Origin of the sequence: Streptomyces sp. B21-105, assembly GCF_036898465.1 — a bacterium.
GTDB lineage: Bacteria > Actinomycetota > Actinomycetes > Streptomycetales > Streptomycetaceae > Streptomyces.
The window spans coordinates 7,927,595-7,942,152 of sequence record NZ_JARUMJ010000001.1 but is presented as its reverse complement, the minus strand read 5'-3'; the positions used below and the strand labels follow the sequence as shown (position 1 = coordinate 7,942,152).

Annotated in this window: 14 protein-coding genes, 1 tRNA gene and 1 pseudogene; 3 read left to right on the top strand and 13 right to left on the bottom strand. The window is 70.8% G+C overall.

Annotated elements, in window-relative coordinates; translation table 11 throughout:
* Positions 1–90 precede the first annotated feature (90 nt).
* The 11 genes from QA802_RS35545 to QA802_RS35500 all read right to left on the bottom strand — a co-directional run bounded on the left by QA802_RS35545 (position 91) and on the right by QA802_RS35500 (position 9,449).
* Positions 91–1,296, bottom strand: coding sequence for a tryptophan dimethylallyltransferase family protein (locus tag QA802_RS35545; protein ID WP_319170370.1), 1,206 nt, complete (start codon positions 1,294–1,296; stop codon positions 91–93).
* A 222-nt stretch (positions 1,297–1,518) separates the two neighbouring features.
* Positions 1,519–2,865: a cytochrome P450 gene (locus tag QA802_RS35540; protein WP_319170369.1), complete on the bottom strand. Its 1,347-nt coding sequence runs from the start codon at positions 2,863–2,865 to the stop codon at positions 1,519–1,521.
* Between the two features lie 8 nt (positions 2,866–2,873).
* Entirely contained in the window at positions 2,874–3,467 is a 594-nt protein-coding gene (locus QA802_RS35535; RefSeq protein ID WP_319170368.1) for a GTP-binding protein, read from the bottom strand.
* Positions 3,442–3,819 (bottom strand): DUF742 domain-containing protein, encoded by a 378-nt coding sequence (locus QA802_RS35530; protein WP_319170367.1) that lies wholly within the window; start codon positions 3,817–3,819, stop codon positions 3,442–3,444. Before QA802_RS35530 ends, QA802_RS35535 begins: the two co-directional genes overlap by 26 nt.
* Positions 3,816–4,217 (bottom strand): roadblock/LC7 domain-containing protein, encoded by a 402-nt coding sequence (locus QA802_RS35525; RefSeq protein WP_319170366.1) that lies wholly within the window; start codon positions 4,215–4,217, stop codon positions 3,816–3,818. Before QA802_RS35525 ends, QA802_RS35530 begins: the two co-directional genes overlap by 4 nt.
* A complete protein-coding gene (locus QA802_RS35520) occupies positions 4,214–5,383 on the bottom strand; it encodes an ATP-binding protein (protein ID WP_319170365.1) in 1,170 nt (389 codons plus the stop codon). Before QA802_RS35520 ends, QA802_RS35525 begins: the two co-directional genes overlap by 4 nt.
* 430 nt (positions 5,384–5,813) lie before the next feature.
* Positions 5,814–5,898, bottom strand: a tRNA-Leu gene (locus tag QA802_RS35515).
* Between the two features lie 70 nt (positions 5,899–5,968).
* On the bottom strand, positions 5,969–6,682 hold the full coding sequence (locus QA802_RS35510; protein ID WP_334531592.1) for a GntR family transcriptional regulator: 714 nt from the start codon (positions 6,680–6,682) through the stop codon (positions 5,969–5,971).
* Positions 6,683–6,882: 200 nt separating this feature from the next.
* Positions 6,883–7,830, bottom strand: a complete 948-nt coding sequence (locus QA802_RS35505) for a beta-ketoacyl-ACP synthase III (protein ID WP_319170363.1) — start codon at positions 7,828–7,830, stop codon at positions 6,883–6,885.
* A 181-nt stretch (positions 7,831–8,011) separates the two neighbouring features.
* Positions 8,012–8,149, bottom strand: coding sequence for an MFS transporter small subunit (locus QA802_RS41775; protein WP_443042222.1), 138 nt, complete (start codon positions 8,147–8,149; stop codon positions 8,012–8,014).
* Positions 8,115–9,449, bottom strand: a complete 1,335-nt coding sequence (locus QA802_RS35500; RefSeq protein WP_334531587.1) for an OFA family MFS transporter — start codon at positions 9,447–9,449, stop codon at positions 8,115–8,117. Before QA802_RS35500 ends, QA802_RS41775 begins: the two co-directional genes overlap by 35 nt.
* 151 nt (positions 9,450–9,600) lie before the next feature.
* On the opposite strand from QA802_RS35500, the pseudogene QA802_RS35495 reads away from it, so the two are divergent.
* A pseudogene (locus QA802_RS35495) lies at positions 9,601–9,741 on the top strand (2Fe-2S iron-sulfur cluster-binding protein); the annotation flags it as partial.
* 7 nt (positions 9,742–9,748) lie between these two features.
* Positions 9,749–10,597 carry a formate dehydrogenase accessory sulfurtransferase FdhD gene (gene fdhD / locus QA802_RS35490; RefSeq protein ID WP_334531584.1) on the top strand — a complete coding sequence of 283 codons (849 nt, stop codon included), beginning with the start codon at positions 9,749–9,751 and terminating at the stop codon, positions 10,595–10,597.
* A 596-nt stretch (positions 10,598–11,193) separates the two neighbouring features.
* Here the strand turns inward: fdhD and QA802_RS35485 are convergent.
* Positions 11,194–11,721 (bottom strand): isochorismatase family protein, encoded by a 528-nt coding sequence (locus QA802_RS35485; RefSeq protein WP_334531580.1) that lies wholly within the window; start codon positions 11,719–11,721, stop codon positions 11,194–11,196.
* Between the two features lie 197 nt (positions 11,722–11,918).
* Positions 11,919–12,935 carry a bile acid:sodium symporter family protein gene (locus tag QA802_RS35480; protein ID WP_334531577.1) on the bottom strand — a complete coding sequence of 339 codons (1,017 nt, stop codon included), beginning with the start codon at positions 12,933–12,935 and terminating at the stop codon, positions 11,919–11,921.
* A 205-nt stretch (positions 12,936–13,140) separates the two neighbouring features.
* Here QA802_RS35480 and QA802_RS35475 point away from each other — a divergent pair, with 205 nt between their 5' ends.
* Positions 13,141–14,070, top strand: a complete 930-nt coding sequence (locus QA802_RS35475) for a LysR substrate-binding domain-containing protein (RefSeq protein WP_334531573.1) — start codon at positions 13,141–13,143, stop codon at positions 14,068–14,070.
* Positions 14,071–14,558: the final 488 nt, after the last annotated feature.

Below are 14,558 nucleotides of genomic sequence, written 5' to 3'. Positions count from 1 at the left end.
GGACTCGTACGGGCGAGGGGAGCGGTTCGACGACGTCGGCGCACGGCCCCCCTCGGCGTTCTCACTCCCGGGTGCGGACCACCACGACGCTCACGCCTCGGCAGGCACGGGAGCCGGCGGCGGGACGACGGACGGCACTTCTGCCGAAACGTCCACCGGCACCTCCACGGGCACGTCGGCCGGCAGGTCGGTCGGCGACACGACCGCGGGCGGCCGGACCTCGTACGCCTCCGAGGAGATGTACGTCATCACCCGGGGCGGACGGCCCCGTTGGTGGGCCAGTCCCAGATAGGCGACGAGTCCCACACCGTCCTCCGGCTGCCGCGAGGTGACGGCGGCCGAGGCGCGCAGCACCGGCCCCGGGTCGATGCCGTGGCGGGAGAGCAGTGCCACGGCCCGGTCCAGGGCCTCGCCGTCGTGCCGGGCGTAGTCGCGGACCGGGATGTAGACGGTGAAGCCGCTCGGCAGACCGGTCGCCGTCTCGGTGAAGGCATGGCAGGTCTGGACGGGCCGGCGGACGAATCGCGGGTCGTGCTCCTCCCCCGTCACGATGCGGAAGAACTCCTCGATCTCCGCGCTGCCGGACCCGTCGCCCGTGCGCGACAGGGCGGCCGCCTCCGGGGCCGACAGGTCGTGGTGCGCGAGATAGACCTTCACCCGCGGCTCCGCCCAGTCGCCGAGGTCCAGGGCGAAGAACAGCAGGCGGTCGCCGTCCGGGAGCGCCTTGAACGCCTCGTGGTGACCGAGTCGCTTGAGAGCCTTCCGTACGGTCTTGGCGGCCCTTCTCTCTCCCGAGGCCGCGGGATTCAGGTAGGCCTTGACCTTGGGGACACCGCCGGGACGCAGCTCCAGCGCGCACCAGAGCGCCAGCGGCCCCTCGGGCGAGGGCGGGAAGAACAGGTCCTCCAGGTCGTCGAGCCGGTCGGTGCCGAAGCCCCAGCGCCGGCCCATCTCCCGTATCACCCGCAGTCCGGCGCGGCCGTTGTCCGTCAGGTCGCCGGCGCCGGCCCCCGGCTCGAGGAGCACCCGCAGCGTCGGCGGGGCGCCCGGTTCGCAGGAGAGGGAGAACTCCACCGGCGTGTGATCGTCCGAGAGGAAGCTGCGGCTGGGCGGCGGCAGTTCCAGGGGGCGCTCGGCGACGGGTCCCAGCACGTCGAGAAGCGTGCGCGCGTAGACCTCGGCGTCGACTGCGGACAGTCCCGCGATCTCGCTCAGTCGCAGTAACTGACGGACCGCGTGGCCGCCGAGCGTGCCCGCCGCCGGTTCGCCCGGGAACCCGGGACGCGGCGCGGTCATCGGGCCTCGCCCCCGGCGACGGGCCGGGCACGAAGATACCCGCCTGGGGAGGCGGGTATCAGGGTGTGCACGACGATGGGGCGTTGTATGAAAACGGCGTCGGCGGATATATGGTCCACGACACCTCCTCTGACTCGTGAGCAACACGGGACACCGCGTTCCTCACTACCCGTGAGGTTGAATCGTCATGCAGTGGTGAGGGATTGGCAGGTGTTGTGTGAATCACCTCGTCAGCCAGTTGAGGAACTGGCTCCACACGCCTCCCCGTTCGTTCCTGCCGCCCGCCGGGGCGGTGTACTGCGGACGTGCCGGGGCCTGGCTGCGGGCCGGCGCGGGCCGCTGGACGATCTGCACCGGGGTGAACTTGGCGGGCAGCACCGTGAGTCCGCGGTTGAAGGGGCCCGGCCGCCAGGTCAGGCTCTCGGTGGGCACCGCCAGCTCGACGTCGGGCAGCTTGTTCAGCAGGTTCTCGATGGCCGTCACGGTGATCTGCCGGGCGGGTTCCTTGGACGGGCAGGCGTGCGGGCCCGCGCTCCAGGCGAGGTGGGCGCGGTTGCTGCCGGCCTGGCGTGCCGCCGTCAGCGCCGGGCCGGTGTTGGCCGCGGCGTAGCTGACCATCACGAGGTCGCCGGCGTGCAGCTTCTGCCCGGCGAACTCCATGTCGGACGCCGGGTAGTGGGCGCCGAGGTTCTGCATCGGCGGGTTCTCCCACAGCGTGTCGTCGATCGCCTCGTCGATCAGACCGCCCTGGTGGGCGTACGCGTCGTGGGTGAGCAGGCGGTGCAGTGTGTTGCCGATGAGGTTGCGCAGCGGCTCGTTGCCCGCCACCAGCAGCAGGGCGATCTGGTGGACCATCTCCTCGTCGGTGAGCTTGGCCGGGTGCTGCATCAGCCACGAGGGGACGTCGTCGCCGGGCTTGGACCGCTTGAGCGCGACGAGTTCACCGATGGCCCCGAACATCACCCCGACCGCCTGCTCGGCGTTCACACCGTCGAACATGCCGGTGATGCCGAAGACGACGCGGTCCCCGATGTCGGCGGTGCAGCCGAACAGCTCGTTGAACACGAACAGCGGCAGCTGCTTGGCGTAGTCGCCGAGCAGATCGGCCGAGCCACGTGAACCGAACTGCGAGATCAGGTAGTTGGAGACCTGCTCGGTGGTCTGGCTCAGCTTGCGCGAGTCGACGCGCGCCATGCTGTCCGTGATCGCCTGGCGCAGCCGGTGGTGCTCGGCGCCGTCGCTGAACATGGCGTTGGGCCGGTAGGACAGCAGCGGCCCGACCGGGCTGTCCGCGGGGATGCGGCCTTCGTTGAGGTCCCGCCAGCGGCGCGCGTCCTTACGGAACGCGCCGGAGTCCTGGAGCAGTTGCAGGGCGAAGGCGTAGTCCGTGACGAGGGTGGCCTCCACCCCCGGTGACAGCTCGACGGGCGCGGTGGGCCCGTAGTGGCGCAGGTAGGTGTAGTAGGCCTGCGGGTCGGCCGCGAACTCCGGTCCGTACAACGGCACTCTGCCGTCGGCCTGGTGCGCCGGGCACCCGGGCGGGGGCACGGGTGCGGTGGGTTGTTCCATGTGTGCTCCTAGTGTGCACGGTCCTGCAGATGACGGACGAGGGTGATCAGCGCGTCGGCCGACGACCGCTCGTCTCGCGCGTCGCAGGTGACGACGGGGGTGTCGTCGAGCAGGTCGAGTGCTTCGCGCAGAGCGTTCTCGTCCCGCGGCGGGGCGCCGTCGAAGTGGTTGACGGCGATGGCGTAGTCGAGTCCGTACTGTTCGATCAGGTCGATCACGGCGAAGGAGTCCGCGAGCCGCTCGGGGTCGACGAGCACCAGCGCGCCGAGCGCGCCGCGTGCCATGTCCTCCCACATCTGCACGAAACGCTGCTGGCCCGGCGTTCCGAACAGGTACAGCACGACCCGGTCGCTGATGGTCAGCCGGCCGAAGTCCATGGCGACCGTGGTGGTGGTCTTGCCCTGGACGCCCTTGAGGTCGTCGACCGCCTCGGCCGCCCGGGTCATCGTCTCCTCGGTCGACAGCGGCTCGATCTCGGAGATCGCCCCGATGAACGTGGTCTTGCCGACCGCGAAGTGGCCCACGACGAGGATCTTGACGGCCGTCTGCGTCTCACCGCGCCTGACGTACGCCTGCTCATCCAAACTTGGCCCTGAGACCATTCAGCACCTCCTCCAGGATGTCCCGGTCGGCGAGCGGAGCCCGCTGGACGGGCGGGCGGGTGATGAGATAGCCGCCCTCGGTGAGCGCGGCCAGGAGGATCTTCACCACTCCCAGGGGCAGTTGGGTGTGCCCGGCGATCTCTGCGACCGAGAGGTAGCCGGCCTCGCACAGGTCCAGCAGCTTCTGTTCCTCGGGGGACAGCCTGGTGGGCCGCTGCTCGTGGTCGGCGGCCGCCGTGACCAGCGTGATGAGGGACAGCTGCCCTTCGTCGGGCAGCCCGCGACCCTTGGTGATGACGTACGGACGCACTAACTCCGGCGTCTGCGGCTCGAGTTCGCCGTAGCCCGTCATGACCGCACGCCGAGGTTCTCGCGCGGCGGCGTGGTGAGCGCCTTGCCGAGCTGGCCGACGAGCTGCTGCATCCGGAAGGTGATGTCCGCCATGTCGACGTCCGGGGAGGCGGAGACGCCGAGGTAGGCGCCCTCACCGGCGGAGATCAGGAAGACCCACCCGCCTTCGAACTCGACCAGCGTCTGGCGCCAGCGCATCTGCGGGTCCTCGCAGAAGAAGGCGAGAGAGCGGCTGAGCGACTGCACACCGCTCATCGCGGCGGCCACCCGGTCCGCGTCGTCCTTGTCGAAGTCCTGCGTCCGCGCCATCAGCAGGCCGTCCGCGGAGATCAGGACGGCGTGCAGGGCCCCGGGAATCTCCAGGGCGCTGTCAAGCATCCATGACAGATCGTCAATCACGAGAACTCATGCCCTTCGCTGCTTGCACCACGGGTGCTCGACTGTTCCGCGGGGTCCGTCTGCGCGGCCCGGCCCGACCGGGTGCCGCGCTGGAAGGCGCCCATGATCGCCGCCGTCTCCGCTCCCGTGCGGGAGGAGCCGGAGGCGTTCGACGCGCTGCCGGGCACGATGGCCATCGGCCGCTTGCGGCGCCGCCTCGGCAGGCCGTCGGACGTGGTGGTCGCGGTCAGCGCGGTCTCGGGGCCGCCGCCTACGGGGGCGGGCGAGGCAGCGGGAACGACCGGAGCCGGTTCCTTCTGCTCGGGTGCGTTGGTGAGCAGGTCGTGCGGCAGGAGGAGAACGGCGCGAACGCCTCCGTACGGCGAGGTGGAGTCCACGGACACCTCGAAGCCGAAGCGCTCGCTGAGCACGCCGATCACCGCGAAGCCGAACTGCGGGGGGTTGCCGAGGCCGGAGACGCCCGACACGCGCTCGGTCGACAGGAGTTTGTCCGCGCGGGCCCGCTCCTCGTCGTTCATACCGACACCGGCGTCGTCGACGACGATGCAGATGCCCTTGGGCACGGTGCGAATGTTGATCTCGACGACGGTGTCCGGGCTGGAATAGCTCGTGGCGTTGTCGAGCAGCTCGGCGAGGGCCAGTGCGACGGGCTCGACGGCACGGCTCGTGATGCCGAAGTCGACCTGGGAGAGGATCTCCACCCGCCGGTAGTGCCGCACCCTGCCCTGGGCGCTGCGCACCACGTCGTACACGGACGCGACATCGCGCGCGCGTCCCAGCCATCCGTCGCAGAGCACCGCGATGGACTGGGCGCGCCGGCCGAACTGCGAGTTGGTGTGGTCGATCTCCAGGAGGTCCTGGAGGATGACCGACTCGCCGTACTTGTTCTGCAGCCGGGAAACGATCAACTGCTGTTCCGCGGCGAGGCCCTGAAGGGTCCGCATCGCGGACTTGAGGACCGTTTTCGTAGCCTCTTCGGCTCTTTCCTGAGCAGCCTCGACAGATTGCGCGTACTCGTTTTCCAACGCGGAGTAGTGGGATCTGAGCCCCGCGATCTCCTGCCTTAAGGCCCGCGCCGCCCTGCGCTGGCGAACAATCAGGGCGACTGCGATGAGTACGGCGGCGAGGAGAGCCCAGAGTACCGGGTTCTGTATGTAATCAGTCATAAGACTCTCTTCAGGCGACTGACGGCCATTTGCTGAATTCCCGTCAACGCGGGTGGACCGGCGGACCGCCCGCACCGGACGACCGCCCGGACTGCCCCCCGTAGCCGGAGATGTCGTCTTGCACCCATCCGCCCGCTCACAAGCGAGCGTGATCGTATCACCACAAGAAGGAACACCAGACCGCCAATATGGCCACCGAGATGAACATTGACGATCCGTCAGCCGTACTGGTGGGCGACGGTTGAACGGCCGGGCGACCGCCTTTGTTACGGCCGCATCAAGCAGCGCGACACGACAACCGATAAGCGGCCTTCCGTGACATTCGGAGCCAATCGATACCGAAAACAACAAAAACCCGCATCCGGCGAACGCCGAATACGGGCCATTGAATTACTACCGAGCGAAATCCGCTCGATACGGAGAGTGAGAGTGTCCGAGGGGGGACTTGAACCCCCACGCCCGATAAAGGGCACTAGCACCTCAAGCTAGCGCGTCTGCCATTCCGCCACCCGGACCAGGTGATGTCGCGGACGAGGCGTTCCCCGCGGCGACACGGACAACAATACCAAGCTTTCGGGGTGGCTCTCACCTGCATATCCGCTGGCCGCGCAGGGTAACGGCGGCCCAGGTCCGCCGGGTGTGCTCGGTGTGCTCGCGCATCAGCCGGGCGGCCCGCTGTTCGTCGCGGTCGGCGATGGCCGCGATCAGGTCGCGGTGCTCGATCCACGACCGGTGACCGCGCTGCCGTGCGATCGGCGGGCAGTACCAGCGCACCCGGCGGTCGACCTGGGCCGCCAGCCCTGCGAGGACCGCGTTCCCCGCGAGCTCCATGACCTTGGCGTGGAAGCGGGCGTCCCGAGCGTTCTCGGCGTCCACGTCGTTCTCGGCGTTCTCGGCGTTCTCGGTGCCGGCCGACACGCTCTGCGTCAGGATCTCGTTCAGGGCGGCGATGCCGGACTCGTCCGCGTGAACCGCCGCGAGACGTGCGGCTTCGGTCTCCAGCAGGGTGCGCACGGCGAGGAGTTGGTCCGCCTCTTCCGCGGTCGGCTCGTGCACGAACGCACCCTGGGCCGGCCGGAGATCGACCCAGCCCTCGGTGTTCAGCCGCTGCAGCGCCTCACGCACCGGCTGCCGTGAGACGCCGAGGTGACTGGCGAGTTCGCTCTCGACGAGGTGCCGTCCGGGCTGCAGAGCACGCGTGGTGATGAGTTCGAGCAGTGCCTCGTAGACGCGGTCGCGCAGCGGGCCCGGCCGTTCGAGCTTGGGCACCGCGCCCTGCGGCAGTCCTGGCGACAACATCGGTCGGGTCCCCTCCTGGGCAAGCGCCGGGCGACCGCGGCCGGAGCGGCGCATCGGACGACGTCGCGAACGGCCGTGGTCGGCCGAGCGCGGACGACCGTACACCGGGCGGCCCCCGCCGGCCGGGGCAGTGTCACCGCTCGCCCCTCGCCCCTCGCCGTGTCACGCGGTCACGCGGCACGCGGTCACGCGGCACGCGGTCACGGGCAGCGTACGACCTGGCCGGCGTACGACAGGTTGCCGCCGAAGCCGAACAGCAGCACCGGGTCGCCCGTGGAGACGGCGCCCTGCTCGACGAGCTTGGAGAAGGCGAGCGGGATGCTGGCGGCGGAGGTGTTGCCCGACTCGGTGACGTCACGCGCGACGACCGCGTTGACGGCTCCGATCTTCGCCGCGAGGGGCTCGATGATGCGCAGGTTAGCCTGGTGCAGAACGACGGCGGCCAGGTCCTCGGGCTTGAATCCCGCCCGCTCGCAGGCCTGCCGGGCGAGCGGCGGCAGCCGGGTGGTGGCCCAGCGGTAGACGCTCTGCCCCTCCTGAGCGAACCGGGCCGGCTGCCCCTCGATGCGCACCGCGTGCCCCATCTCGGGCACCGAGCCCCACAGCACTGGCCCGATCCCGGGCTCGACGCCGTCGGGACAGGACTCGACCACGGCGGCGCCCGCTCCGTCGCCGACGAGCACGCAGGTGGTGCGGTCGCTCCAGTCCGTCACCTCGGACATCTTGTCGGCGCCGATGACCAGGGCCCGGGTGGCGGCGCCGGCCCGGAGGGTGTGGTCGGCGGTGGCCAGCGCGTGGGTGAAGCCGGCGCAGACGACGTTGACGTCCATCGCTGCGGGCTGCGGGATGCCGAGGCGGGCGGCGACCCTCGCGGCCATGTTGGGCGAGCGGTCGACGGCCGTGGAGGTGGCGACGAGCACCAGATCGATCTCGTCCGGCGCGAGGCCCGCCGTGGCGAGCGCCTTGGCCGCGGCGTGCGCGGCGAGCTCGTCCACCGGCTCGTCGGGACCGGCGATGTGGCGCGTGCGGATGCCCACCCGGCTCCTGATCCACTCGTCATTGGTGTCCACCAGTTCCGCCAGGTCCTCGTTGGTGAGCACCTTGGCGGGCTGGTAGTGGCCGACGGCGGTGATGCGCGAGCCGTTCATTCGGGGGGTCCCCTCGTTGCCGTGGGTTGCGGGATCCACCAGTCTGATCAGTGACTCACCGGTACGAGGGCGCGTGAAGCGACAGGAAACCGGTTCCCCGGTTGTCGGCTTCCCCATAGCTCTCGGACGCCCGAGCAGCTGCCGAACGCCCGCCCGCCGAACACGCGCCCCCAGATCACCGCTAACCGGTGAAGAGCTGCGTCGCCTTCCGCACGAGCTCGTACAGCCCGTAAACAAGCGGCGCGCCCACCCACAGCCAGGCGAAGGCGGTCAACGGCCGCCGGTCAGGCTGCGGACTCGGGCTGCTGTCGTTCGGCATCGGCTGCCTTCCTCTGGGCGGGTACGTGGTGGCGGACGTCGACGGGCCGGACGAGCTCGTTGGCGACGAAACCGACGGCCAGCAGCCCGATCATGATGAACAGGGACAGGGTGTACAGCGACGAGCCGTCCTTGCCGGCCGCCTCCTGGCGGTCGGCGATCCAGTTGACGATCAGCGGACCCAGCACCCCGGCCGTCGACCACGCCGTGAGCAGCCGACCGTGGATCGCGCCCACCTGATAGGTCCCGAACAGGTCCTTGAGGTAGGCGGGAATGGTCGCGAAGCCCCCGCCGTAGAAGGAGAGGATCACCAGCGCGCACAGGACGAAAAGCGGTTTCGACGAGTCGCCGATCAGGGCGATGAGGGCGTACATCAGGGCGCCGGCGCCCAGGTACAGACGGTAGACGTTCTTGCGCCCGACGAGGTCGGAGGTGGACGACCAGCCGATCCGGCCGGCCATGTTGGCCGCGGACAGCAGGGCGACGAAGCCGGCGGCCGCGGAGGCCGAGACCGGGGTGGAGGTGTCGGCGAAGAAGTCCGAGATCATGGGCGCGGCCTTCTCGAGGATGCCGATGCCGGCGGTCACGTTCATGCAGAGCACGATCCACAGGCACCAGAACTGCGGGGTGCGCACCGCGCTGCGCGCCGAGACCTGCACGCCCTCGACGGCGCTCGGCGCGCCGGCGACCGGCCGCTCACCGCGCGGCACCCGCACCAGCAGGACGCCCAACGTCATGAAGACCGCGTACGACAGACCGTGCACGAGGAACGCGAGGGCGATGCCCGAGCTGTCGGAGCCGAACGACTGGAGCATCTGCGCCGACCAGGGGGAGGCGATGAGCGCGCCGCCGCCGAAGCCCATGATGGCGATTCCGGTGGCCATGCCGGGACGGTCCGGGAACCACTTGATCAGGGTGGAGACGGGCGAGATGTAACCGATTCCCAGCCCGATTCCGCCGACGAAGCCGTAGCCGAGGACGATCAGCCAGTACTGCTCGACGGCGGCGCCGAGGGCCGAGATCAGGAAACCGGATGAGAAACAGACCAGGGCGACGGTCATCGCCCAGCGCGGCCCGTTGCGCTCGACCAGGGTGCCGCCGAAGGCCGCGGACAGGCCGAGCATCACGATGGCGAGCTGGAACGGAAGCGCGCTCTGCGTGCCGCTGAGGCCGAGCGCGGACTCCAGCGGCGGTTTGAACACGGACCAGGCGTAGGCCTGACCGATGGAGAGGTGGACCGAGAGGGCGGCCGGGGGGACGAGCCAACGGCTCCAGCCGGGCGGTGCGATGGGGGGACTCATGAAACCTGAACGGTAGAAACCTGTTTCTGACACTGAGAAGGGGGAGCGACGGGCGTTTGCGGTGAGCGGTAGGCGGGATGCGCCGAACGGTCGGAGCTTCCGACCGCCCGACCGTCCGGCTGCGGGGTGGGCTGGGGTGGGGTGGGTCGGAGGGGTGGGCCGCGGTCTCACGCTCCATGTGCAGGACAATGAGATCGTGAAGGTCACGTCACCGCACGACAACCCGGTGACCCACGGCAACCTCTGCATCCAGGGCCGCTTCGGCTACCAGCACGTACAGAACCGGGGCTGATCACGACATGGGACGAGTCACCGAACGACGCAAGGTGGTCCGCATCAGGGACGGCGTGGTCTCCACCCGCCCGGACACCCTGGTCGCCGAGGAGCCGCTGGAGATCCGGCTCAACGGAAAGCCGCTGGCGATCACGATGCGCACGCCCGGTGACGACTTCGCGCTGGCCGCCGGCTTCCTGGTCAGCGAGGGCGTGCTGGCCGAGCAGGACGACCTCCAGAACATCGTCTACTGCGCGGGCGCCACAGCCGACGGGAGCAACACCTACAACGTGGTGGACGTGCGCACTGCGCCCGGGGTGGCGATCCCCGACGTCACCCTCGAGCGCAACGTCTACACCACCTCCTCCTGCGGCCTGTGCGGCAAGGCGAGCCTGGACGCGGTCCGCACGACGACGCGCTGGCCCGTCGCCGACACTCCCCCGCTGCGGATCGGGCCCGAGCTGCTCGCCGTCCTCCCCGACCGGCTGCGCGCGACCCAGCGGGTGTTCGACCGGACCGGGGGGCTGCATGGCGCGGCCCTGTTCTCCGAGGACGGCGAACTGCTCGACGTCCGGGAGGACGTGGGCCGGCACAACGCGGTGGACAAGCTGGTCGGCCGCGCCCTGCAGAACGGCGACCTGCCACTGTCGCGGGCGATCCTGATGGTCTCGGGCCGGGCCTCGTTCGAGCTGGCGCAGAAGGCGGTGATGGCGGGCATCCCGGTGCTCGCGGCGGTCTCCGCGCCCTCCTCGCTGGCGGTGGACCTGGCCGCGGAGACCGGGCTGACCCTGGTGGGCTTCCTGCGTGGCAGCTCCATGAACGTGTACGCGGGAGAGGACCGCATAGCCCTCAGCACGGCGGCCGCCCAGGGCTGACCCGGTTCCCCACGCCACAACCGCGAGTCCCTGACCAGCACGCCCGCGGCCGGCACGCCCCCGGCCAGCGAGACCCGACGCGAGGCTCCAACCGGCGGGGCTCCGGGCCGCAGGGCCCCGACCGGCAGGGCTCCGGGCCGTGGGGCCGAGGCCGGCGCGCACCCCCAGCGGGGGCCCGGCCAGCGCGCATCCGGCCGGCGAGGCCCGGCCGGTGGGGCAGCGGCCGGTGGGGAGCGCCCCCTGCGCGCCGCAAGGAACCCGCTGCAGGCACGCCACGCTCATCCGGGATCCGGCCCGGCGCCCAGTCCCGGAACCCGCGCCACTGGCCAGGCCCTGCCCTTGCCCGGCCTGCCCCTGTGCCGGACCGTTCCCTGGCGCGCCTCCGGCTTCGGAGTGCCCGGCGCCGCGCCTCCCCGTGCCGTGTCTTGGGCCGCCGTCGGATCGCCTGCTTTCGCGCTCCGGCCCCGCCGTCGGGCGGTGCCCCAGTCGGCCGGCCGGGCGGCGTCTCGCCGGGCGTCCGGAGCCCGCCGCCCCTCGCGCCGTCCGCCGGCGCCCTCCTCAGCCCGCCGCCCGCCCCGTGCCGTGCCGACGCCGGCTCAGCCGCGCGCGAAGCGCACGTCGGCCGCGCGGGCCACGGTGCCGAGCCGGGGGAAGTCGAGCTTCACGGACGCCTCGTGCTCGGGCCCGGTGAGGGCCGCCATCGCGTCCTCGACGAAGACCAGCTCGTAGCCGAGGTCACCGGCGGCGCGAGCGGTGGACTCTACGCCAAGATTCGTCGCGATGCCCGCGAACACGCAGGTGGTGACGCCCCGTTCACGCAGACGCTCGTCCAGTCCGGTCCCCTGGAAGGCGCCGATCGTGCGTTTGACGATCTCCACGTCGCCGTCCCGTGCCAGCCCCTGGACCAGTCCGCTGCCGGACGGCTGCTCGGCGACCCCCGGACGCTCGACGCGGACGAGCACGACGAGGGCTCCGGCCGAGCGGAAGGAGTCCGCCAACTCCTGTGCCGCCACCAGCACTTCGGCACCCTTGCGGGGCGCCAGGGGGAGGGCGACGATGCGGTCCATCAGATCGACGAGGATCAGTGCGGTGCGCGCGGGATCGAGCGCGAGAGGGACGGTCATGACGGAACGTTATCCCCCGTCAGCCGTCCGTGCCGGAGATCCGGATCAACAGACGCGTGAACTGCTGCACTTCTCGGACTGCGGGGCGCGAGCAGTGCGCCTCACGGGCGCGCGAAGGTCGGGCGCAGCCGTCGTAACGGTTTCTCCCTGCCGGGCCCCCGGCCCTGACCCCACCCTGGCCCCGCCCCGACGCCGTTTCACGCCGTTGCCGACGTCCGCTCGCCGGTGTGTTCGCGCGGCGGCTCCAGCGGATCGCGGGCCCGTCGCTTGGCGATGACCGCGCAGACCATGAGCTGCATCTGGTGGAAGAGCATCAGCGGCAGTACCGCGAGGGAGGCGTGCGCGCCGAACAGGACGCTCGCCATGGGCAGTCCGGCGGCCAGGGACTTCTTGGAGCCGGCGAACTGCAGGGCGATCCGGTCCGCCCGGCCGAACCGCAGCGCCCTGCCGCCGTACCAGGTGAGGGTGAGCATCACCGCGAGCAGCACGGCCTCGACCACGAGCAGCGCGCCCAGCCGCGCCGCGCTCACCTGGTGCCAGATGCCCTGGACCATGCCCTCGCTGAAAGCGGTGTAGACGACGAGGAGGATCGAACCGCGGTCGACGAATGAGAGCACCTTCTTGTGCCGGGTGACGAAGCCGCCGATCCAGCGGCGCAGCACCTGCCCCGCGAGGAACGGCACGAGCAGTTGCAGCACGATCTCGACGATCGAGTCCGCGGAGAAACCACCGCCGCTGCTGCCGAGCAGGGCCGCCGCCAGCAGCGGGGTGACGACGATGCCGACCAGCGACGAGAAGGAGCCCGCGCAGATCGCCGCAGGCACGTTGCCGCGGGCGATCGAGGTGAAGACGATCGACGACTGGACGGTCGACGGGACGAGGGTCAGGAACAGCAGCCCCTGGTAGAGCGGGTGGGTGAGGAAGACCGGCACGAGGCCGCGGGCGGCCAGGCCGAGCAGCGGGAAGACCACGAACGTGCAGGCCAGAACCGTCACATGCAGTCGCCAGTGCTTCAGTCCGTCCAGCGCCTCGCGGGTGGACAGGCGGGCGCCGTACAGGAAGAAGAGGACGGCGATGGCCGCGGTCGAGGCGCCGGAAGCCACATCGGCGCCGCCGCCACGCGCCGGAAACAGCGCGGCGAGCCCGACGGTCGCGAGCAACAGCAGGATGTAGGGGTCGAGCGGCATCCGACTCGGCCACTGCAAGCGTTTCACGGTGCTCCACGTGCTGTTCGAAGGGGTGCTTGTTCCTGAAAAGGCTTACGACCCCGTTGCGCGCGCCGCACCGTCGGCGGAGCCGTCGTCCGTGTCGAGCCGTCGTCCTTCTCGAGCCATCGTCCTCCCCCGGTCCGTGATCGGGAATCCCGTACACCGCTCTCACTGTCATCACGGATCACGATGACAAGGCTAGGCTGGCGGTGTGTATGACCCCTCCCATCTGCGTACCTTCCTCGCCGTGGCCCAGACGCTCAGTTTCACGCAGGCGGCGCGGCGGCTCGGGCTACGCCAGTCCACCGTCAGTCAGCACGTGCGGCGACTGGAGGAGGCGACCGGACGCGTCCTGTTCACCCGGGACACGCACTCGGTGGAACTGACCGAGGACGGTGAGGCGATGCTCGGGTTCGCGCACCGGATCCTGGACGTCCACGAGCAGGCCACCGCGTTCTTCACCGGCACCCGGCTGCGCGGCCGGCTGCGCTTCGGCGCGTCCGAGGACTTCGTGCTGACCCGGTTGCCGGAGATTCTGGAAAGTTTCCGCTCCGATCACCCCGAGGTCGATCTGGAGCTGACGGTGGAGTTGTCGGGCACCCTGCACGAGCGGCTCGCCGCGGGAAGACTGGACCTGGTGCTGGCCAAGCGACGCCCAGAGGATCCGCGCGGCGAGCCGGTGTGGCACGACGAGCTGGTCTGGATCGGCGCGGAACGGGTGCGCCTGGACGCCGGACGACCGGTCCCGCTGATCGTGTTCCCGCCGCCGGGCATCACCCGCGCCCTGGCGCTGGAGGCGCTGGAGCGCCAGGGGCGGCCCTGGCGGATCGTGTGCACGAGCGGAAGCCTGAACGGTCTCATCGCCGCGGCCCGCGCGGGCCTGGGCGTGATGGCGCACTCCCGGGGCCTGATCCCGCCCGGTCTGGTGCGGATCCCGGACCGGGCCGGGCTGCCCGAGCTGGGCAGGGTCGACTTCGTGCTGGTGCACGGGCGCAGACGCACGTCGGCCGAGAGCGCCGCCGACGCTCTGGCAGCGGCGATCCTGGCAGGCGGCGACCGTCTGCACCGACGACCCGCCGCCTCGCAACGCGCCACGCAATTGCCCACCGCCCCACCCACGGCCTCGCCACCCGTCCCGTAACCGCCTACCGCCCCACGACCGGCCTCGCCGCCACCCGCCGCGCCGCGGCACCGCCCCGCCACCCGTCCCGTAACCGCCTACTGCCCCACGACCGACCTCGCCCCGCACGCGCGCCGCGACACCGCCCCGCAACTCGTCCCGTAACCGCCTACCGCCCCGCAACCGGCCGCGTGACCGCCCGCCGGCCCGGGCTCGCCCCCGGGCGGGGCCCCGCCGCTCCGCGCCGCGAGGGGCTCGGCAGGAGGGGCTCAGCGGGAGGGGCGGGTGGCGTAAGCGGTAGGGGCAGATTCGGTGGAGATTACGGTACCGAAACTTACTCAACCGTCAGCTTTGTGTCCGACCCTTCCCCTTGTGAACCCTTTTTCCCGCCCTGACCAGCACGAACTGGAACGTCGCCCGCCTTTTGCACCCCTCCCGCCCCGTCGCCGGGTGGGGTAGCTTTCACGGCGCTGTGCGGCCATGAGAAACGGGGTGCGGAAGCGGGGTGC